The following is an 18968-nucleotide window of genomic DNA, read 5'->3' on the forward strand; positions in this document are numbered from 1 at the left end:
CCCCTTCGTGCGCAAATTTTTGATTATTGCCGACGATTCCCCTGAGTTTCAGGCCGCACTCACCTACGCCTGTGGGCGCGCGAAAGCGACCCAAGGGGTGGTGACCCTGCTTAGGGTTCTGCCGGAAACCGACTACACCCAATGGGCCGGGGTGCGCGATGAGATCGAGCGCGAACAACGGGCCGAGGCCGAATCCCTGTTGTCCAAGCTTGCCGATATTGCCGCCGTCAAATCGGGCCATCCGGCGGAAATCATTATCAAGATCGGGGCCGTGCGTGATGCCATCAAGGCCCTGATCTCTGAGGATCGCGGCTTGAAAATTCTGGTGCTGGCCTCAGCCTCCGGCCGTGATCCGGGGCCGCTGATTTCAAGCCTCATGCGCGATGGGGTGGCCAGTCTCGGCGGCGGGCGGCCTATCCCCATCACCATCGTGCCGGGCGATCTGGACGAGGCGGCGATTCTCGATCTGGTCTGATGGGGCTTGTTTTTTGGGCGCTTTAGGGCCATGTGAGGCGTATGAGCGCAATCCAAAAAGTGTGAAGCGGTTTTTGGATAAATTGCGCGACACCCCAAAATCTAGGGCGACTATAGCGATACGGCCCTTCAGGAATTTGCTTATGTTTATTCAGACCGAAGCCACGCCCAATCCCGACGTCATCAAGTTCATCCCCGGCCGTGAAGTTTTAAGCGGCGGATCACTTGATCTGCGCACCGAGACCGAGGCGGAAAAATCACCGCTGGCTCTGGCTTTGTTTCAGATTGACGGTGTATCCGGGGTTTATTTCGGCCATGATTTTCTGACCGTGCGCCGCGACCCGGAATCGGGCCTGATCTGGGCGCAGATTAAGGCGCCGATTCTGGCCGCGATCATGGATTTCTATAGCTCCGGCAAGCCAATTTTGAATGAGGCCGAGGCCGAAAAAGACGCGGTCGTCTATGAGGGCGAACTGGGTCAGATCGTGGCCGAAATCAAGGAACTGCTCGATACGCGGGTGCGTCCGGCTGTGGCTCAGGACGGCGGCGATATTGAGTTTGATCGCTTTGATGAAGATAGCGGAACCTTATGGCTGCACATGCGCGGCGCCTGTTCGGGTTGCCCGTCTTCATCGGCAACCCTGAAACAGGGTGTTGAATCGCTGATGAAGCACTATGTCCCCGAAGTAAAGCATGTGGAGTCGGTGCTTTAGGTGCTGGGGCTGGTTATCGATACATCGGTCGGCGCCTGTACGGTCGGGCTCTATGAAAGCGACCCGAATGGCCTGACGTGCCTTTATGATGATACCGCACTTATGAGCCGCGGCCATCAGGAGCATATCGGCCCGCAAATCTGGAATTGCTTCCATAAAGCCGGAATTAATCCAAAAGCTCTTGACCGGGTCTGCGTGACGCTTGGGCCGGGGTCATTTACCGGGCTTCGGGTCGGTTTATCCTTTGCCAAGGGGCTGGCCGAAGGTGCGGGTGTGCGTTTACGCGGTTTTTCAACCTTAGAGGCGATGGCCGCGTTTGAGGGGCTTACGGACACGCGCCGTTTGGTGGTGATCGAGGCCGGACGCGGGCAGGTCTATGTGCAGGCCTTTGACGGTATGGCCGCCATAACTTCACCTATATCATTGAATATTAATGATAATGAAGCCCTTACTGCCTATGCGAACACTGTGCCTGATGTGGGCGTTCTGACCGGCAATGGCGGCGATCATGTCCGGTCATACTGGCCGCAAGCTTTGGTCATACCGCAGATTTGTCCCTCAACTCAGGCCATGGCGCGTCTGGGATTTGATGATTTAGACCGTTCAGATGTTAAACCGGTCTATATCCGTGAACCCGACGCCAAGGTGTCCGATAAACGGATTGTCCGCTTCGATACGGAGCGTCCACGGGCATGATTATTGAGGATATTGGTCAATATACGCCTGATATTTCTATAATTCACGAACAAAATTTCGATTTTGTCTGGAAAGATTCTGAATTTATAGAATTATTGGCCAAAAATACGACTTTGGCTAAATACGTAAAAATAAATAATGAAATTCAGTCATTTGTGTTTTTGTCATTTATTTCTCAAGAAGCAGAAATATTAACGCTGGCGACACGCGCGGATGCGCACAACCGGGGTCTGGCCACCGCACTTTTAAACGCCGTTATCGATGACCTGAAAGGTCGCGGATGCGAGAGCATTTTCTTAGAAGTTGCGGTCGATAATCCGGCAGCATGGGCACTTTATAAAAAGTTCGGCTTTGTGCGGGTGGGCAAGCGTAAATCCTATTATAGCCGCCGTATCGGTCCGCCGGTCGATGGGGATGTGTTGCGCCTTGATCTGTGCTGCGGCTGAATTTGGTCAGGGCCTGCGACATTCTGTCTTGCGCTTGCGGTCATCAATCCTTAAACCTGTGCTTCATTGGGTTTGGCCGCGTTGAAACCGCGTCGAATAAAGCTAAATACGGGAGCGTTGTCCTCATGGATCGTATCGAAAAGCAGTGCATTGAAAAAGGCATGCGCATGACCGATCAGCGCCGCATCGTCGCGCGCGTCCTGTCTCAGGCGACCGATCACCCGGATGTCGAAGAGCTGTATCGCCGCGCCGCTGCCCTTGACCCGCATATTTCGCTGGCGACCGTGTATCGCACCGTGCGCCTGTTTGAAGAAGCCGGTGTGGTCGAACGCCACGATTTCGGTGATGGCCGCTCACGCTATGAGCAGGCTGGCGACGACCACCACGATCACCTGATCAATATCAAGACCGGTCAGGTCATCGAGTTTTTCGATCAGGAGATTGAGACTTTAAAAGAAGCGCTGGCGCAAAAGCTGGGCTTCAAGCTGGTCGGCCATAAGCTTGAGCTCTATGGCGTGCCGCTCGATGAAGACACCAAGGCCTAAGTCCCGTTCACAAAGCCTTCGACATGTTTTGTCACGACCGGCGCACCCGTTAAGGTCTGCGCCGCCACGCCCCGCAGACTGACGTTTTTCACCGGCATTTCGGCCTCGGCTGAGATGGCGCACAGGTGCTTAGCTTCACCCACGGCGATGTTTGACACATGCAGACCCTCGATCGGGGTTAATTTCCGCACATAGGTCGGCAGCAGGGTCTTCCACTGATAGAGCACGTCGGTTTCTACGGCCAGCACACTACCGGCGATTTTGGTAGCGCTGACGTTCGACATATGGATGTTTTTCACAAAGCCGCCGCGCCGCTCATTGGTCTTGACAAACAGCAGGTTATTGATTGGCACCGCGTGACCGTCGGCGCCGCTGCCATCCCCTACAAAATGGCAGTTATCGACCAGCACGTTTTCGATCCCGCCGGATAGCTCGCTGCCGATGGCCATAAGCTGATGGCCGTTTTTGATCTGACAGTTGCGCATGACGATGTTTTTGGCCGGCGTATTCAGCCGCCAGGCATCCATATCGCGACCCGATTTTACGGAAATGGCGTCGTCACCCTGATCAAACACGCAGTCTTCGATCAGCACGTTCTGGCTCATTTCCGGGTCGACACCGTCGTTGTTATGGCCGTGGGCGCGGACCTTGACGCGGCGGACGACGACATCGCGGCATAGCAGCGGATGGATCGTCCAGAACGGACTGTTCTCAATGGAAATGCCTTCGATCAGGACGTTGCGGCAGCGGTTGAACTGCACAAAATGTGGCCGTAGATTATTGTCGCCGACCGCCATGTTGCGCTCAGCCACCGGCACGTTCTGATAGGCCATGTTATAGAGTGCCACCAGCGCGTCCATGTGCGGTTTGGGGCGTTTATACCAGACCTGCCAGACATCGAGCCTGGCCTTGAGCGTGCCCTCACCGGTAATCGCGACATTTTCGCAGTCGAAAGCATAGACCAGCGGCGAAAAGTTGAAACACTCGATCCCCTCCCATGAGGTCTGCACGGCGGGCAGATAGTCCGCAGGCTTTTCGGAAAACAGCAGAACCGCCCCTTTGGCCAAGTGCAGATTGACATGGCTTTTGAAATGGATCGGCCCGGTCGGCCACATGCCTTGGGGGATGATAACGGTGCCAGAACCTGCCGCATGGGCGGCATCTATGGCCTTAGATATGGCGGCACTTGTGGCGGCCTGATCCCCCAAAGACGTTCCCTGCGAGGCACCAAAATCGCTGATCACAAAACGCGGCGCATCCGTAAAATCGGGAACCGTGATTGAGGGCATATCAAACGGGGCGGTGACTGAAACCTGTTTGGACGACAAGCCCCGCGACCAACCCGCACAGGCCCCAAGCAGCGGGACGGCAAACCCGGCATACAACACGGAACGGCGGGAAAGGGGTGGCTTGATCATGGCGCGGTCTCCAGCACCGGCGCCTGCATCAGGCCGGAGGGCAAGGGTTTGAGGTTGTTCATGTTTTGCGGGGTAAAGCGCTCACCATATTTGGCGGTAAGGGCGCTGTAATTGGCGGGCGGCTGACCTGACAGGGTATTGATGGCGGTATTTGCAACGCGGATTTCAATGCGGTTGTTACCAGCCGTGAGGTGGGGCTTCAGGTCGATGAAAAACGGCGATGTCCACACCGCGCCGGCCCGTTTGCCATTGACGAAAACTTCGGCAGCATCGCGCACCGGCGCGGACAGCCAGGCCTGACTGCCGGTGCGGCGGTCAGAGGGAATGGATTCCGGCGTGCCTTCGCCGAAACTTAAGCGCGTCAGTCCCGCCGCCAGATCGGCAGGGGTGAGTTTAACCGTGCGGCTGTAGGTCACGATGCCCGAATAATGCGCCTTGGCGGGGTCATCAGTCCATGATCCGAAGGTCGCTAAAGGCTTGGCGGGTTGATCCCCGAAGGCAATGCTCCAGCCACCGTCAAGGGGGCGGCGCTGAGGGGGCGTTCTCTTTGCAGGCCCCGCCTTATCGGCCGCGCCAAAGACGAACAGCCGCGATTCATAAGGGGCCAGTGTCACCGGTTCGCCGCCCCAGATGTGGGCCGTAGCGTCTATCGGGTTCCACCACTGACCGGACGATCCGGCGCGAAACTTAAGCGGCAGGGTCACGGCCCTGTTGCCGGTATTGGCGACGAAATAGAGATCGCTGTCGTTTAATTTACGATGCACAAACCCGACCTCAGGCGTGAGTCCGATGACGTCCGGCGTGGTGAGGGTTACCAGTTTTGCGCTTAAGTCTGATTCAGGGATCGTGTTAAACACGCGGGCACCGGTGGGAGCCTGATCGACGGCGATCACCGCGCCGCCTGCCTTTTCAAAGGCTTCGATCTGTTTAAAGGTTTGCGGGTTGATCGACGTAACCTTGGGCAGGATCAGCACCTTATGACGAAAGCCGGGCGCTGACAGGGCCTGATCGTCAACATAGTCAAAGCTGAATCCGGCATCGAGGATTTGTGCGGTGAGTGTACGGCTAATACGGCGGCCCAATTGGCCGTCAATCGATACATTGCCGGGTTTTGAGGCGCCCAAAGCGTCGTCCTGCGGCAGATAGATGGCGACATCGGCCACCGGCTCACCCTGCCGCAGCAGCCAGCTCATGCGCTGGAGGTAGAGATTGATGTCCGGCATGACGATCCACCACGGATTATGGTCATTGAACACGGCGGCGGCATACATGGCCCAGCCGGGTTCGCCCGCTTCCGGCGGCGAGTAGGGCCAACCGTGAGCGATAAACTGATTGGCCCCTTGCAGCATGAGCGTGTCGGCTTCGGACTTGATGTCTATAGGTGCGGCCTGAAAGGCGCCCTGATGCAGCCAGGTCCACGCCTCTGCGGAAGTAACCGGCTTGCCATAAAGATGATTGGCCGAACTGATCCAGCGCAGCCGCGAAAAGATGCGCCAGTCCGCCCCTTCGCCTTCGGCCAGATCGGTCAGGCGCACCGACGACAGCCTGACCGGCGGGTGGCCATAGGTCTGGGAGCGAAAGCGCGTGCCTTTGGTTTTGGCCCAGTCATTGACCGGCGTGAGATAGCGTTCTTCCACCAGTTCAGCCAGGGTCAGCCCCCAGTCGCGGCGGATGGCGGCACTATCTGGGGCGTCTTCAAACCATTTGAGCAGGTGTGGCTTAAGGTCATAGCCCCGGCGTTTTTGAAATTCACTGAGCATATCGCCGGTCCAATCGGTGCCGTAGGCTTCAAGGCTATCGCTGAAAACGGCATAGGGCGGGCCAGCGCTGAACGCCGTCATCAGCCGGTCACCGACGGTGCTCAGGTGAGCGTTCACCGAGGCGGGGTTCATGTGGTCGAGGACATAGCCTTCGCCGCCGACCGAGGCGCGCTTGACCTGCTGTCCGGTCGGGGTTTGCAGGACGATAAACACCGTGCGCTCATCAGGGGTGGCGCAGACGGCGACATCCTTAGTGGCGGGTTCGACCAGTTCGGCAGTTTGCGCATCCGTACCGATAAAGCTGGCGACGATCCGCTCACCGGGGTTGAGGTCAGGCAGGGACACAGAGGTCGTGCGAGCGGGCAGGGGTAGCTTGATAAGTTTTACCCGTGATGACGCCAGTTCCGGGGTGATGTGGGGCCCGCCAAACGGCCAGCCGGAACCGAGCGTGATATCGACCCTTAAGCCTTCGGTGCGCGCGGTTTCATTGGCCAGCCGTACCGCTTCGATATGGCGGTCAGACAGATAGGGCACATTGCCATCCACCGTCAGGGGATAGAGTGTGGCCAGCTCAAAGCCGCCAAAACCGCCCTGCTTCATGGCCTTGATTTCGCGTACCAGTTCGGCGTCATCAACATTCGGTCCAAACCACCACCAACGCACCATAGGACGCGCTTCGTCAGCGGGCGTGGTGAAGCCTTCATAGAGGCTTTCGGATTGAGCTGTGGCAGCGTAGAGCCCTATCGCCAGAGCAAGACTAGGCCAGAACGCGGATTTCCGCATGGATGTTTCCTCGGTTTTATAGTTTTTCTCCAATTATCATAAAAAACGATCAAAAACAATCAGGATTGATCAATGGGTGGCGCGCGATATCCGGCGCAGCCTTGTGGATAAAATCCTGTCTTCTCTCTTGAAAAAAAAGGCCCAAACGCTCATAAGCACCGGCATGAGTGAAACCGTATCGACTTCCCAGTCTTTGGGCCAAAAGCGTCTGCATATTAAAACCTACGGCTGTCAGATGAACGTCTATGACAGTGAGCGCATGGCCGATGTTCTGCGCCCGCTGGGCTATGTCATGTCCGATGCACCGGAAGATGCTGATCTGGTGCTGCTGAACACCTGCCATATCCGTGAGAAGGCCGCCGAAAAGGTGTATTCCGAAATTGGCCGCCTCAAGGAAATGCGCGAAGACAAAGAAGCCCGTGGCGGCGGTCGCATGACCATTGCCGTCGCAGGTTGCGTGGCCCAGGCCGAAGGCGCTGAGATCATGAACCGGGCGCCGGCGGTTGATCTGGTGGTCGGCCCGCAGGCCTATCATCAGTTGCCGGAACTGATTGCCCGCACCACCCGCGCGCGCGGTGAGCGCCTGATGGCCGATTTTGCCGCCGATGAAAAATTCGATAAGCTGCCGGTCGAGCGCGAGGTTTCCGGCCCGACCGCGTTTTTGACGGTGCAGGAAGGTTGCGACAAGTTCTGCACCTTCTGCGTGGTGCCCTATACGCGCGGGGCGGAGTGGTCGCGGCCAGTAGCGCAGATTATGGATGAAGCCCGCCGTTTGGCCGATAAAGGTGTGCGCGAAATCACGCTTTTGGGCCAGAACGTCAATGCGTTCAACGGCGCGGACAAGAGCGGTGCGGAATCGACCCTGTCGCGGCTGATTGAAGCCCTGGCCGGGATTAACGGCCTTGACCGCATTCGCTATACCACCAGCCACCCCAACGATATGGGTGATGATCTCATTCAGGCCCATGCTGATATCCCGCAACTGATGCCGTACTTGCATCTGCCGGTGCAGTCGGGCTCGAACAAGATTTTGCGGGCCATGAACCGCAAACATACGCGCGAAAGCTATATCGAGCTGATCGCCCGCATCAAGGCCGCCAATCCTGACATCGCTATGTCCGGTGATTTCATCGTCGGCTTCCCCGATGAGACTGATAAGGATTTTGAGGACACGATGGACCTGATCCGTCAGGTCGAATACGCCTCGGCATTCTCGTTTAAATACTCAAAGCGTCCGGGTACGCCCGCCGCTGCCATGCCGGGTCAGGTTGACGACAAGGTCGCCGATGAGCGCCTGAAAGCGCTGCAGGCCCTGATCATAGAGCAGCAGCAGGCCTTTAAGGCTGGGCTGATCGGGCGCACGATCGACGTGTTGTTCGATAAGCGCGGGCGTCATAATGAGCAGGGCATTGGCCGCTCGCCGTGGCTGCATTCGGTCTTTGCCGAAGACGCCGCCCACCTGATCGGACAGATCGTGCCGGTCAAAATTGTCGCTCTGGGCAATAACAGTTTGCAGGGCGAACTGATTAAGGAACTTGTTTGAGCACCGTAACCGACGATTTTATCGAACTGAGCGAAGACGGGGTTCTGGCCCTGACCGGCCCGAATGAGCGCTATCTGGCGCTGATCGAAGCGGCCTATAATGTACTGGTCGAAACACCGGGCGGGGGCTTAAGCGTCACCGGCGATGTGGCGGGCCGTCAGAAGGCCAAGGCGATATTTGGGGCCCTCAAAAAACGCTTTGATAAGGGCCTTGATATCTCTGAAGCCGATGTGCGGTTACTGATCCAGAATCCGTTGGGTAAGACCCCGGCTTGGGCCGATCATCACTCAAACTCTCATGTCGTCGTCATGGGCCGCAAGGGCGCGGTCGTGCCTAAGACCGAGGGGCAAGCCGGTTACTTTCAGCAGCTTCTGACCAAATCACTGGTGTTTGGCCTTGGTCCTGCCGGATCGGGTAAGACCTTTCTGGCGGTGGCGCACGGCACGCAGCTTTTGATGAAGGGCGCGGTTGATCGGCTGGTGATCGCGCGTCCCGCCGTTGAAGCCGGTGAAAAACTGGGGTTTCTGCCCGGTGACCTGAATGAAAAGGTCGATCCCTACATGATGCCGATCTGGCAGGCGCTGGACGATATTCTGGGGGCGGACGGTTTGCGAAAGCGGCGTGAACGCAATGAGATTGAGGTGGCGCCTCTGGCCTATATGCGCGGTCGGACGTTGTCGAACGCCTATGTGATTATCGATGAGGCGCAAAATACCACGAAGCAGCAAATGAAGATGGTGCTGACCCGTCTGGGCGAAGGCTCAAAAATGGTGGTGACCGGCGATCCGTCGCAGGTCGATCTGCCCAATGCGCGCGAGTCAGGTTTGGCCCACGCGGTCAGTCTGCTGGGGCGGCTGGAGGGTGTGGGCGTGTCACGCCTGACCGCCGATGACGTGGTGCGTCATGAACTGGTGGCGCGGATCGTGCGCGCCTATGATAACGAATTTAAGGAATCCTGATGGAAAGTCCGGTTTTGGTAGACATTGAGGTTGAGCATGAAGACTGGCTCGACGTGCTGCCGGAGGCCCCGCACCTGATCCAAACGGCGATTGAGGCGACCTTTGCCCATCTGGAAACCAGCCAGCAGGCCGACATAGTCGTGCTGCTGACCGACGATGCCGAGATGAAAGATCTCAACAAGCAGTACCGCCAGAAGAACGCGCCGACCAATGTGCTGTCATTTCCGGCGCCTAAGATTGCGGGTGTTACCGACATCGCCCATCTGGGGGACATGGCGCTGGGGCTTGAGACCTGCGTGCGTGAGGCCAAGGAGCAGAATAAGACTCTGGCCAACCATGTCACACATCTCAGTATACACGGCGCGCTGCATCTATTAGGCTATGATCATATGGTTGAGACTGAGGCTCAAGAGATGGAAGACCTTGAGCGCGACGTCCTCAAAAGCCTGAATATTGCCGATCCCTATTTGACAGATGAGACCTGATATCCTTAGGCCGTAAACTCATAAATTTCATAATATTGGTGTGAGGCCGTTTGTGCGGATACCAGGAGAAAAATTGCTGGAAATGCTTACATTTTCAAAATTTTACGACACCGTAGTCCGTGCAAACGGTCCGCATCCCATTAGGTTTTGTGAAAACAAAACCGTGTTTTCACGGGCGGACGACGAAATGGCGTCATACTGCGTCGGAAATAGACTTGAACAGGGGATGGCCCTGATCTGTGTCTATTTCCTAGCATTATTTAGCCCTTTCAGTCGCCAATATCATGAAATTTATGAGTTTACGGCCTAACATCATGCCCAGCTCCGACGACCCGGCGAGTCCATCGCCACAGACATCCTCAAAAAAATCCATCCTGTCCCTGTTTGGGTGGGGCAAACCCGCCGCTGAGGACGCCGACGCGGACCCCCTCAGTCCGGCTAAGGATGTCGCCGCCGACCTCATCAATCATGCCCGTGAATTTCAGACCCTGCGTGTCGCGGATGTCATGACGCCACGCGCCGATATTGTGGCGGCTGATGTGTCTTGTACTCTGGCGGACGTGGTCAGGATCTGCATTGAGAGCGAACATTCGCGCCTGCCGATCTTTCGTGAAACTCTGGATGATCCGATCGGGGTTCTGCACATCAAGGACCTGCTTAAGGTGTTGTCGCCGGAGAATGTCGATGGCTCCGGGCCGAACTGGGCCGAGCCGATCCTGCACCGCCTGCGCCGCGATGTGCTCTATGTGCCGGTGTCAATGAAGGCCCACGAACTGCTGCTGCGAATGCAGGCCGAGCGTACCCACATGGCCATGGTCATCGATGAATTTGGCGGCACAGACGGTCTGGTGACGATGGAAGACCTGATCGAAGCCGTGGTCGGTGACATTGACGATGAATATGATGATGACGCCGCCCTTGATATTATCGAACATGGCGCGGGCGTGATTGAGGCCGATGGCCGGGTCGAGCTTAAAACCCTTGAGGAACGGCTGAACCTTACGCTTTATCCTGAAGATACCGAAGAAGAGGTCGATACTCTGGGCGGGCTGGTCGCCGTTCTGGCGGGGCGGGTGCCGCGCCGAGGCGAGGTCGTGCGCCATAAATCTGCGGGCTTTGATATCGAAGTCATGGATGCCGATACCCGCCGCATCAAGCGCCTGCGTCTGCATCCGCTTACTGAGGCGCAATTGTCCGAAGACACCGACAAAGACGAATAAGGGCGCAACATGCTTTCAGCGGATCTCCGAACACGGATGGCGGCGTTCGGCCAACAGCTTTCGCCCTTAAGGCGCTATGTTGGGCCAAAACGGCTGGCGGCGCTTGCCGGGGCGCTGGCGGCGCTGGCTCATCCGCCGTTTGGATTTTTGCCGGGTCTGTTTGGGTACGGGCTGTTGCTCTATGTGCTCAATGGCGATCTGGGGCCAAAACCGCTCAGGCGGGCGTTTGCGGTCGGGTTCTGGGCCGGGTTTGTCTATTTCCTGATCAGTTGTTTCTGGGTGGCCGAAGCGTTTCTGGTCGATGCCGAAACCTTTGGCTGGATGGCCCCGTTCGCGGTGATGATCCTGCCCGCCATGATCGCCTTTTTCTGGGGTCTGTTCGGCGTCGTTTATGCGCGGTTCGCGCCCAAATCCGGCGTGAAAAGCCTCATGTGTTTTGCGGTCTGGTTCTGCGCTTTTGAGATGATCCGTGGCTGGATATTCACCGGCTTTCCGTGGAATCCGGCCGGCGCAAGCTGGATGGCGGGCTCGGCCATGTCGCAGATGGCGGCCTTGGTCGGGGTTTACGGCCTGAGCCTGATCACGGTCATGGCCTTTGCCAGCATTGCCATTATCAAACCGGCGCAGGGCCTTAAAGGTTATCGCCCGGTCATGGTCGCGGCGGGAGCCTTATTAGTCTGTTTCGCTTTTGGCCAGTATCGTTTGATCCGTACTGAGATCACACCGTCCGATACGTCGGTGCGTCTGGTGCAGACCAATATCGGACAGGAGGCCAAATGGACGGAAAGTGAGTTTTCACGCATTGTCCGCGACTATGTGGCCATGACCAAAGCCAAACCCAAATATGCCAAATGGTCGGCGACGGGTGCTGATTACGGGCGACGCCCTGATATTGTGATCTGGCCAGAAGGCGCATTACCGGCGTCGGCAGAAGAATTATTCTCGGCCAGTTCATGGACATCAGAGGTGTTTGCGCGCCTGCTGGAGCCGGATCAGACCCTGATGATGGGGGTCTATCGCTCTGATCTTGATAAGGGCGGCAACATGGTCTGGCGCAATACCATGCTGGTTATTCAGCAAAAAGCGCATGAAACGCGCATTGTTGCGGCATATGATAAATTTAAATTAGTCCCGTTCGGAGAATTTTTGCCGTTCGAGAATCTGCTGACTAAGATTGGGTTTAAAAATCTGGTCAATATTGGCGACGGCTTCACACCCGGCGACAGAACAAAAACGATGACTGTAGAAGGTATACCATCGTTTCTGCCGCTTATTTGTTATGAGGGACTGTTTCCTGCGCTTGATCAAAGTAATTACAGCTTTGGTAAACCAGATAAGCGGCCGCAATGGATTGTTAATATTTCAAATGATGCCTGGTTTGGCCCAACAAGTGGTCCGGTTCAGCATTTAAACCTTTCAGCTTATAGGGCGATTGAGCAAGGTTTACCTATGGTGAGATCAACGCCTACGGGAATATCTGTGGTTGTTGATCCACTTGGTCGTGTAATACCGTCAACTAAACTTGGAGTAGGCTATGCGGGTTACATTGATGTAATGATACCAAAAGTGGTAAAACTTACCGTATATGGAAAATTCTATGTCATTTATGTCATCTTTATTACAATTTTTAGCTTGATTCTTCTGCCGTATAATACTTTGTTAAGGCCGGTCAAAAAAACCAGTTAAGCGATAGCTGCGTATATGGCTAGTAGCAATTAAATCTGGTGACCCAGCCTTTTAGGTCAGGCGTAGTTTTTTACAGAGGCAGAAATTGGACGATATATCAAAAACAGACCGGTCGCCAAACCCGGTCGATTTGCATGTCGGCGCACGCGTACGGATGCGCCGTAAATTTTTAGGCATGTCGCAGGAAGGTTTGGCCGAAACGATAGATCTGACCTTCCAGCAGGTCCAGAAATATGAGCGTGGCTCGAACCGCATCAGCGCCTCAAAACTTTATGAAATCTCCAAGGCTCTTAAGGCGCCGGTGGCATATTTCTTTGAGGGCTATGGTCAGTCAGAGGCGGTTGAGGGTTTCTCGGAATCCGAGTCTGAACAGTTCGTGCATGGGTTCCTGATGACGACCGAAGGCATCGAACTGGCTGAAGCCTTTCCTCGGATCAAGAGCACCAAGCAGCGCCGCCGTATTCTTGAATTGGTGCGCACGCTGGCGGAAGACGAAGACGCTTAAAAGCGGGTTTGAATTTTTTAAACCCTGATAAATAAGCCCTGCCAACCGGCGGGGCTTATTTGCGTGACGATAATCCTTGAAGTCATATAAACATATCTTTATATGGTTATGGCATTAGTTCACGGCGGAGCCTTACCATGCGTCCTTCCTATATCTTTACATCCGAAAGCGTTTCCGAAGGCCATCCGGATAAGGTGGCCGATCGCATTTCCGATGTGGTGGTCGATGCCTTCTTAGGACGTGACCCCGAAGCGCGCGTGGCCTGTGAGACCATGGTCACGACCAACCGCATTATTCTGGCCGGTGAAGTGCGCGCTGATGACGAACTGATCGAGGACATTATTGGTGGGCTGGAGCACAAGGTGCGCCACGCCGTCAAGGACATCGGTTACGCCCAAAAGGGCTTTCACTGGGCGTCGGCGGACTATGCCTGCCACCTGCATGCCCAATCAGCGGATATCGCCATGGGCGTTGATGCTGGTGACGATAAGGACGAAGGCGCCGGTGATCAGGGCATTATGTTCGGCTACGCGACCGATGAAACGGATGAATTGACCCCCGCGCCGCTGCAATGGTCGCACAATATCCTGCATCGTCTGGCACAGGCCCGCCATAGCGGTGAGGCCAAGTCTCTGGAGCCTGACGCAAAATCGCAGGTGACCGTGCTCTATGAAAACGGTGTGCCCAGCCGTATCCTGAAAATTCTGGTGTCACATCAGCATCATGATGGCCTAAGCCCCGCAGATGTGGCGGCGATCATCAAGCCCCTGGCGCTTGAGGTCTTGCCCGAAGGCATGGTGACCGATGAGACCGAATGGCTGGTCAATCCGACTGGCAATTTCGTCATCGGCGGGCCGGATGGCGATGCTGGCCTGACGGGCCGTAAGATCATTGTAGATACCTACGGCGGCGCGGCCCCTCATGGTGGCGGTGCGTTTTCGGGTAAAGACCCGACTAAGGTGGACCGCTCAGCCGCCTATGCCCTGCGCTATCTGGCTAAGAATGTTGTGGCGGCGGGTCTGGCGAAAAAATGCACCCTTCAGGTGTCCTACGCGATTGGGGTGTCAAAGCCGCTGTCGTTTTATGTCGATACCCACGGCACCGGCGAAGTCGATGCTGAGGCGCTGGAGAAGCTGCTGCCGGAACTGATCGGGGGCCTGACGCCGCGCGCCATCCGCACCCATCTGGGTCTGAATAAGCCGATCTATGAGCGCACGACCGCCTATGGCCACTTTGGCCGCACGCCGGATAATGACGGTGGCTTCTCATGGGAAAAGACCGATCTGGTCGAAGCCCTGCACGGAGCGTTTTAGTCGAGGCATAAGCGAAAGTTTTGTGTTCTAGGGGGCTTGCCCCCTAGAGTTTCTTTAAAATAGTGCCTAAAAGCGCCGCATGACCGACGACACCAAATCTCAAGATACCCCAACCTGGGGGCCGATGCGTTCATTTGGACGCATCAAGGCGCGCACCTTAAAGCCGCGTCAGGCCAGCCTGTTCGACAGCCTTTTGCCGCAGATCGTACTGGATGAGGCGCGGTTGGCCAGAATCGTGGCTGATCCCCGCATCGAATATGCTGACGCAACCGAAGTTTGGCTCGAAATCGGGTTTGGTGGCGGTGAGCATATGGCCGCCCAAGCCGGTCATCATCCGCACGCCCTGATCATGGGCGGGGAGCCGTTCCTGAATGGCGTCGGTTCGGCCCTGCGCCATATCGATGAGGCGGGACTTAACAATGTCCGCCTGCTGGCCGGGGATGTGCGGCCGCTGATTGATCAATTGCCCGATGGATTTATCGAGCGCATTTTCATCATGTTCCCCGATCCGTGGCCCAAGGCGCGCCACCATAAGCGCCGTTTTATTCAACCTGAGACGATTGCCGCCTTTGCGCGGGTGCTAAAGGACGGCGGGCGGGTGCGTTTTGCGACCGACTGGGCCGACTATGCCGACTGGACGCTGGAGCGGTTTTTGAAAAGTCCGGATTTCATCTGGCCCGCCGAAGGTCAGGCCGCGTGGAATACACCGCCGGCCGACCATGTCACCACGCGCTATGAGGAAAAAAAGTTGGGCGATTGTGCGCCGATCTTCTTCGATTTTGTCAGAAAGCCACGGTAACCGCATAGTGCATGGTGCAAAACTCGCCTGATGCGCTAATGTTCGGCATGAATGCCACAAAAATCAGATTTAGATAAGTTTTTTGAAAAAACCTCTTTTCAGCCGCCTGAAAATGAGACTTAAATGAGGCACGGTTTCGAGGGGCGGGGGCCCGCAGCGTACAGATGGAAAGCCTGCATAAGACTTCGGGGGCAGTCGTCTTTGCTTTCCTTATTTTACATCTGACAAATCATCTGGTGGGACTGATGGGCATTGACGCTGCCCTTCAGTTCATGGACGCTGTGCGTCTGGTTTACCGCCATCCGGTGGTTGAGATGGGCCTGTTTTTGGCCCTGACCTTACAGATCATCACCGGCTACGCCCTGTGCCGCGATATCTGGACGGAGCGCAAGGATATTATCCATCAGCTACAGGCGGCGTCCGGTATCTACATGGCCGTCTTTATGATTGTCCATGTCGCCATGATCGGGGTGGCGCGCTATGTGTTCAATCTCGATACCAATGCCTATTTCATCGCCGCTCAGTTTCAGGTTTGGCCGTGGCAGTATGTGGCGTACGGCTTTTACGGGCTGGCGATCATGGCGCTGTTTACCCACATGGGCTGCATCGCCTTTGACATATTCAAGAAAAAGAACCGGCCCGCCGCCTGGGTCATGCTGTTGCTGGTGGTCGGTATCGGCGGCTATGTGACCTATCTTTTGATGGCCATGTACGGCGGCTATCTCTATGGCATTGAGATTCCGGAAGAATATTCCCGCTTCGGAACATAAGTGGTACTAACGTGCGAGCGACGCCCGCGCCTTGGCCAGCACTTTTCCCGTCTGTTTCAACTCTGGATCAAGCACTTTCAGCAGTTCTTTTTTAAGCTGGGATTTTTGACTCTTGTTCAGGTGCGCATGATCATCATTGGCCGGATTGACGTAGAACGCATCGACCGCGCGCTCCCCGTAACAATCGATGTGGGCCGAGGCGATATTCAGTTTCGCCTGACTTAAAGCGTCGACGATATCGGCCAAAAGCCCGGAGCGGTCGCGGCCGGACACTTCGATAATGGTGGCGTGATTACAGCTATCGTCGTCAAACACCACCGTCGGCGCGATTGCAAATGCGGCCATGCGCGCCGCCAGCGGTTTGCGCCCCATCTCCAGCGGCTTTGCCCCACCGACTGCCGCCTTTTCAAGCGCGCTTTGGGCCAGTTTCAGGTTGCGTTCGGTATCGTGGCCATAAGGCAGGCCCTGAATATCCTGAACGTAGAAAATATCGAGCGCCAGCCCGTCTTTTGAGGTGAACACCTGCGCGCCGACGACATTGGCGCCCAAATTGGCCAGCGCCCGCGACAGATCGGCAAACAGGCCGGGCCGGTCCCTGGCGGCGACAGACAGCGCCGTGGCATTGCGCTTAGGGTCAACATAGGCCAGAGCCGAGGGATGACCGGCCTCGGCTGAGCGCGCCAGCACGGCATGATCCAGCACTTCACTTTCGCTAAACGCCACCACATAGGAATCTTCCATCGTGGCCAGCCAGTCACGGATATCCGGCTTTTGGGCCATTAGATGGGTGCGCGCGGCCTCAGAGCGTTCGCGGATATTTTCACGGGCAAAGCCAGCGGCATCGGCTTCACGGCCACCGCGGAAGACGGCCTCCGTCGCGTGCAGCAGATCGCGCATCAACTGGCCTTTCCAGCCGTTCCACACACCGGGACCGACCGCGCGGATATCGGCCACGGTCAGCACCAGCAGCAACCGCAGACGCTCCGGCGTTTCAACAATCCGCGCAAAGGCGGCGATGGTTTCAGGATCGGACACATCGCGTTTTTGCGCAAAATCCGATAGCACCAGGTGATTGCGCACCAGCCATGCCACCTGATCGATCTGCCAGTCTTTGAGGCCCAACCTATCGCAGGCCTTACGCGCCGCCCGTTCGCCGCCGATCTCCTGACCGTCTTCGCCGCCCTTACCGACATCATGCAGCAGCATGGCCAAATACAGCGTCTCTTTGTCCGCCAGATGCGGCAGGATCGACGACGACAGCGGGTGGTCTTCGGTATAGCGGCCGGTTTCGATATCGCGGATGATGCCAATAGCGCGCAGGGTGTGATCATCGACCGTATAGGCGTGATACATATTGAACTGGGTCTGGGCGACGATATGGCCAAATTCAGGGATATAGCGGCCCAGCAATCCGGTTTCGGTCATCAGCGACAGGGTACGGTACGGGTTTTTGCCGCGCACCAGAATATCGAGGAACAGCTTGGCGGCCTTGGGGTCGCGCCGCAAAGCCGGATTGATCAGCTTCAAATTGCGGTTGATGGCGGTAAAGGCATCCGGATGCAGGTCAAGCTCCAGCCGGTCGGCCATCTTGAACAGCGAAAACATCGCTTCGGGCGACTTGATGAAGATGTCGGGCGACTGCACGCTTAAGCGGCCCGCGTCGATGATAAAGCCCGGATGGTCGGGCTTGGCCAGCGACATGATCGACGACTGGATCATGTAGCTGAGTTTGCGCAGCGGCTTGGTCTGCTGGGCCTCAAGTTTGGTGCAGAAAATACGGGTCAGGGCACCGACTTCCTTGGTGACCACAAAATAACGGCGCATGAAACGCTCAACGGCCGGTTCGCCGTTTTTATCAATATAGCCCATGCGCTGGGCGATTTCGGGCTGGACATCAAACCCAAGCCGGTCATCGCCCCGTCCGGAGATGATGTGCAGCAATATGCGCACCTTCCACAAAAACTCAAAGGCCGCGAGGAAGGTGGTGCGTTCCTTATCGGTCAGTATGGTTTCCAGCGCAAACCAGCCCTTATTGACCGGCGACGGCGTGGTACCGGCCAGAAACTTGGCCAGCCAGAACAGGGTATGCAGATCACGCAGCCCCCCCTTGCCCTCTTTGACATTGGGTTCAACCACATAGCGGGCATCACCGAGCTTGGCATGGCGGTTGTCGCGCTCATCCAGCTTTGCTGCAATGAAGGCGTAGGCACCGTTGCGGATGACATCTGACGCCAGCTTGTCTTTGAGGTTCTGCACCAGATCAAGATCACCGGCGATGGGCCGGAATTCCAGCACGGCGGTCAGGATCGTGTGATCATCCCTGGCATATTTTAGGGTTTCATCGACGGTGCGCGAGGCATGGCCGACCTTGAAGCCCAGATCCCACAGGCTGTAGAGAATGAATTCGATCACGCTTTCTGAGTGCGGCGTTTCGCGCCAAGCCCGCAGAAACAAAAGATCGATGTCGGAATAGGGGGCAAGCTCGCCCCGTCCGTAACCACCCACGGCGACCAGCGATAACCGCTCACCCTCGGTCGGGTTGCGGGCGCGGTAGACGTGGGTCAGGGTAAAGTCCCACAGGGCGCTGATGATTTCATCGGCACATTTCGCCACGGCGCGGGCGGTCGATAAGCCGCCTTTTTCATGGTCGATATTGGCCAGAATACTTTCCCTACCCTGATCCCAAGCTTCTTTCAGGATCGCAATCGCCCGCCGTCTGAGATCATAGACATCGCCCGTCGAGTCCTCATAGGCCTGCGTCAGCTTTTGACGCAGGAGCTGCCCGTTGATGCGGAACTGGTAAGGATGCGGGTGGGTATGGGTCAACATGAACTACAGGTGGTTATGCCAGGG

The 18968-nt window shown here is 56.5% G+C and carries 17 protein-coding genes; 14 read left to right on the forward strand and 3 right to left on the reverse strand.

Annotated elements, in window-relative coordinates:
• The first annotated feature begins 7 nt into the window (after positions 1-7).
• The 5 genes from IE102_RS03500 (at position 8) to IE102_RS03520 (ending at position 2874) form a co-directional block, all read left to right on the forward strand.
• On the forward strand, positions 8-475 hold the full coding sequence (locus tag IE102_RS03500) for a universal stress protein (protein WP_189484985.1): 468 nt from the start codon (positions 8-10) through the stop codon (positions 473-475).
• A 142-nt stretch (positions 476-617) separates the two neighbouring features.
• Entirely contained in the window at positions 618-1187 is a 570-nt protein-coding gene (locus IE102_RS03505; protein ID WP_189484986.1) for a NifU family protein, read from the forward strand.
• On the forward strand, positions 1188-1883 hold the full coding sequence (gene tsaB, locus IE102_RS03510; RefSeq protein ID WP_189484987.1) for a tRNA (adenosine(37)-N6)-threonylcarbamoyltransferase complex dimerization subunit type 1 TsaB: 696 nt from the start codon (positions 1188-1190) through the stop codon (positions 1881-1883). It begins immediately after the preceding gene.
• Positions 1880-2329 (forward strand): GNAT family N-acetyltransferase, encoded by a 450-nt coding sequence (locus IE102_RS03515; RefSeq protein ID WP_189484988.1) that lies wholly within the window; start codon positions 1880-1882, stop codon positions 2327-2329. The genes tsaB and IE102_RS03515 overlap by 4 nt, the downstream gene beginning before the upstream one ends.
• A gap of 125 nt (positions 2330-2454) precedes the next feature.
• Positions 2455-2874, forward strand: a complete 420-nt coding sequence (locus IE102_RS03520) for a Fur family transcriptional regulator (RefSeq protein ID WP_189484989.1) — start codon at positions 2455-2457, stop codon at positions 2872-2874.
• On the opposite strand, the gene IE102_RS03525 is transcribed toward IE102_RS03520, so the two are convergent.
• Positions 2871-4292 (reverse strand): glycoside hydrolase family 28 protein, encoded by a 1422-nt coding sequence (locus IE102_RS03525; RefSeq protein WP_189484990.1) that lies wholly within the window; start codon positions 4290-4292, stop codon positions 2871-2873. The two genes, IE102_RS03520 and IE102_RS03525, sit on opposite strands and share 4 nt — an antisense overlap.
• Positions 4289-6835 carry a glycosyl hydrolase gene (locus tag IE102_RS03530; protein WP_189484991.1) on the reverse strand — a complete coding sequence of 849 codons (2547 nt, stop codon included), beginning with the start codon at positions 6833-6835 and terminating at the stop codon, positions 4289-4291. The genes IE102_RS03525 and IE102_RS03530 overlap by 4 nt, the downstream gene beginning before the upstream one ends.
• A gap of 163 nt (positions 6836-6998) precedes the next feature.
• On the opposite strand from IE102_RS03530, the gene miaB reads away from it, so the two are divergent.
• The 9 genes from miaB (at position 6999) to IE102_RS03575 (ending at position 16115) form a co-directional block, all read left to right on the forward strand.
• A complete protein-coding gene (gene miaB, locus IE102_RS03535; protein ID WP_189484992.1) occupies positions 6999-8378 on the forward strand; it encodes a tRNA (N6-isopentenyl adenosine(37)-C2)-methylthiotransferase MiaB in 1380 nt (459 codons plus the stop codon).
• Positions 8375-9337 (forward strand): PhoH family protein, encoded by a 963-nt coding sequence (locus IE102_RS03540; RefSeq protein ID WP_189484993.1) that lies wholly within the window; start codon positions 8375-8377, stop codon positions 9335-9337. The genes miaB and IE102_RS03540 overlap by 4 nt, the downstream gene beginning before the upstream one ends.
• Entirely contained in the window at positions 9337-9822 is a 486-nt protein-coding gene (gene ybeY / locus IE102_RS03545; RefSeq protein ID WP_189484994.1) for an rRNA maturation RNase YbeY, read from the forward strand. The genes IE102_RS03540 and ybeY overlap by 1 nt, the downstream gene beginning before the upstream one ends.
• Before the next feature lie 314 nt (positions 9823-10136).
• A complete protein-coding gene (locus IE102_RS03550; protein ID WP_189484995.1) occupies positions 10137-11042 on the forward strand; it encodes a hemolysin family protein in 906 nt (301 codons plus the stop codon).
• Between the two features lie 9 nt (positions 11043-11051).
• The gene (lnt, locus tag IE102_RS03555; protein WP_229807542.1) at positions 11052-12728 is read left to right on the forward strand and encodes an apolipoprotein N-acyltransferase; all 1677 of its coding nucleotides are present in this window, start codon (positions 11052-11054) and stop codon (positions 12726-12728) included.
• A gap of 85 nt (positions 12729-12813) precedes the next feature.
• Positions 12814-13233 carry a helix-turn-helix domain-containing protein gene (locus tag IE102_RS03560; RefSeq protein WP_189484996.1) on the forward strand — a complete coding sequence of 140 codons (420 nt, stop codon included), beginning with the start codon at positions 12814-12816 and terminating at the stop codon, positions 13231-13233.
• 137 nt (positions 13234-13370) lie between these two features.
• A complete protein-coding gene (metK, locus tag IE102_RS03565) occupies positions 13371-14546 on the forward strand; it encodes a methionine adenosyltransferase (RefSeq protein ID WP_189484997.1) in 1176 nt (391 codons plus the stop codon).
• Positions 14547-14625: 79 nt separating this feature from the next.
• Positions 14626-15345 (forward strand): tRNA (guanosine(46)-N7)-methyltransferase TrmB, encoded by a 720-nt coding sequence (gene trmB / locus IE102_RS03570; protein ID WP_189484998.1) that lies wholly within the window; start codon positions 14626-14628, stop codon positions 15343-15345.
• A gap of 245 nt (positions 15346-15590) precedes the next feature.
• Entirely contained in the window at positions 15591-16115 is a 525-nt protein-coding gene (locus IE102_RS03575; protein ID WP_229807543.1) for a hypothetical protein, read from the forward strand.
• Between the two features lie 6 nt (positions 16116-16121).
• On the opposite strand, the gene IE102_RS03580 is transcribed toward IE102_RS03575, so the two are convergent.
• Positions 16122-18944 carry a [protein-PII] uridylyltransferase gene (locus IE102_RS03580; RefSeq protein ID WP_189485000.1) on the reverse strand — a complete coding sequence of 941 codons (2823 nt, stop codon included), beginning with the start codon at positions 18942-18944 and terminating at the stop codon, positions 16122-16124.
• Positions 18945-18968 lie beyond the last annotated feature (24 nt).

Origin of the sequence: Asticcacaulis endophyticus, assembly GCF_014652575.1 — a bacterium.
GTDB lineage: Bacteria > Pseudomonadota > Alphaproteobacteria > Caulobacterales > Caulobacteraceae > Asticcacaulis > Asticcacaulis endophyticus.

Excerpts from the sequence above, each read along its gene's own strand:
- miaB (WP_189484992.1), top strand. The coding sequence starts at position 6,999 with ATGAGTGAAACCGTATCGACTTCCCAGTCTTTGGGCCAAAAGCGTCTG.
- metK (WP_189484997.1), top strand. The coding sequence starts at position 13,371 with ATGCGTCCTTCCTATATCTTTACATCCGAAAGCGTTTCCGAAGGCCAT.
- IE102_RS03550 (WP_189484995.1), top strand. The coding sequence starts at position 10,137 with ATGCCCAGCTCCGACGACCCGGCGAGTCCATCGCCACAGACATCCTCA.
- IE102_RS03515 (WP_189484988.1), top strand. The coding sequence starts at position 1,880 with ATGATTATTGAGGATATTGGTCAATATACGCCTGATATTTCTATAATT.
- IE102_RS03530 (WP_189484991.1), bottom strand. The coding sequence starts at position 6,835 with ATGCGGAAATCCGCGTTCTGGCCTAGTCTTGCTCTGGCGATAGGGCTC.
- trmB (WP_189484998.1), top strand. The coding sequence starts at position 14,626 with ATGACCGACGACACCAAATCTCAAGATACCCCAACCTGGGGGCCGATG.
- IE102_RS03525 (WP_189484990.1), bottom strand. The coding sequence starts at position 4,292 with ATGATCAAGCCACCCCTTTCCCGCCGTTCCGTGTTGTATGCCGGGTTT.
- IE102_RS03520 (WP_189484989.1), top strand. The coding sequence starts at position 2,455 with ATGGATCGTATCGAAAAGCAGTGCATTGAAAAAGGCATGCGCATGACC.
- ybeY (WP_189484994.1), top strand. The coding sequence starts at position 9,337 with ATGGAAAGTCCGGTTTTGGTAGACATTGAGGTTGAGCATGAAGACTGG.
- lnt (WP_229807542.1), top strand. The coding sequence starts at position 11,052 with ATGCTTTCAGCGGATCTCCGAACACGGATGGCGGCGTTCGGCCAACAG.
- IE102_RS03575 (WP_229807543.1), top strand. The coding sequence starts at position 15,591 with ATGGGCATTGACGCTGCCCTTCAGTTCATGGACGCTGTGCGTCTGGTT.
- IE102_RS03580 (WP_189485000.1), bottom strand. The coding sequence starts at position 18,944 with ATGTTGACCCATACCCACCCGCATCCTTACCAGTTCCGCATCAACGGG.
- IE102_RS03505 (WP_189484986.1), top strand. The coding sequence starts at position 618 with ATGTTTATTCAGACCGAAGCCACGCCCAATCCCGACGTCATCAAGTTC.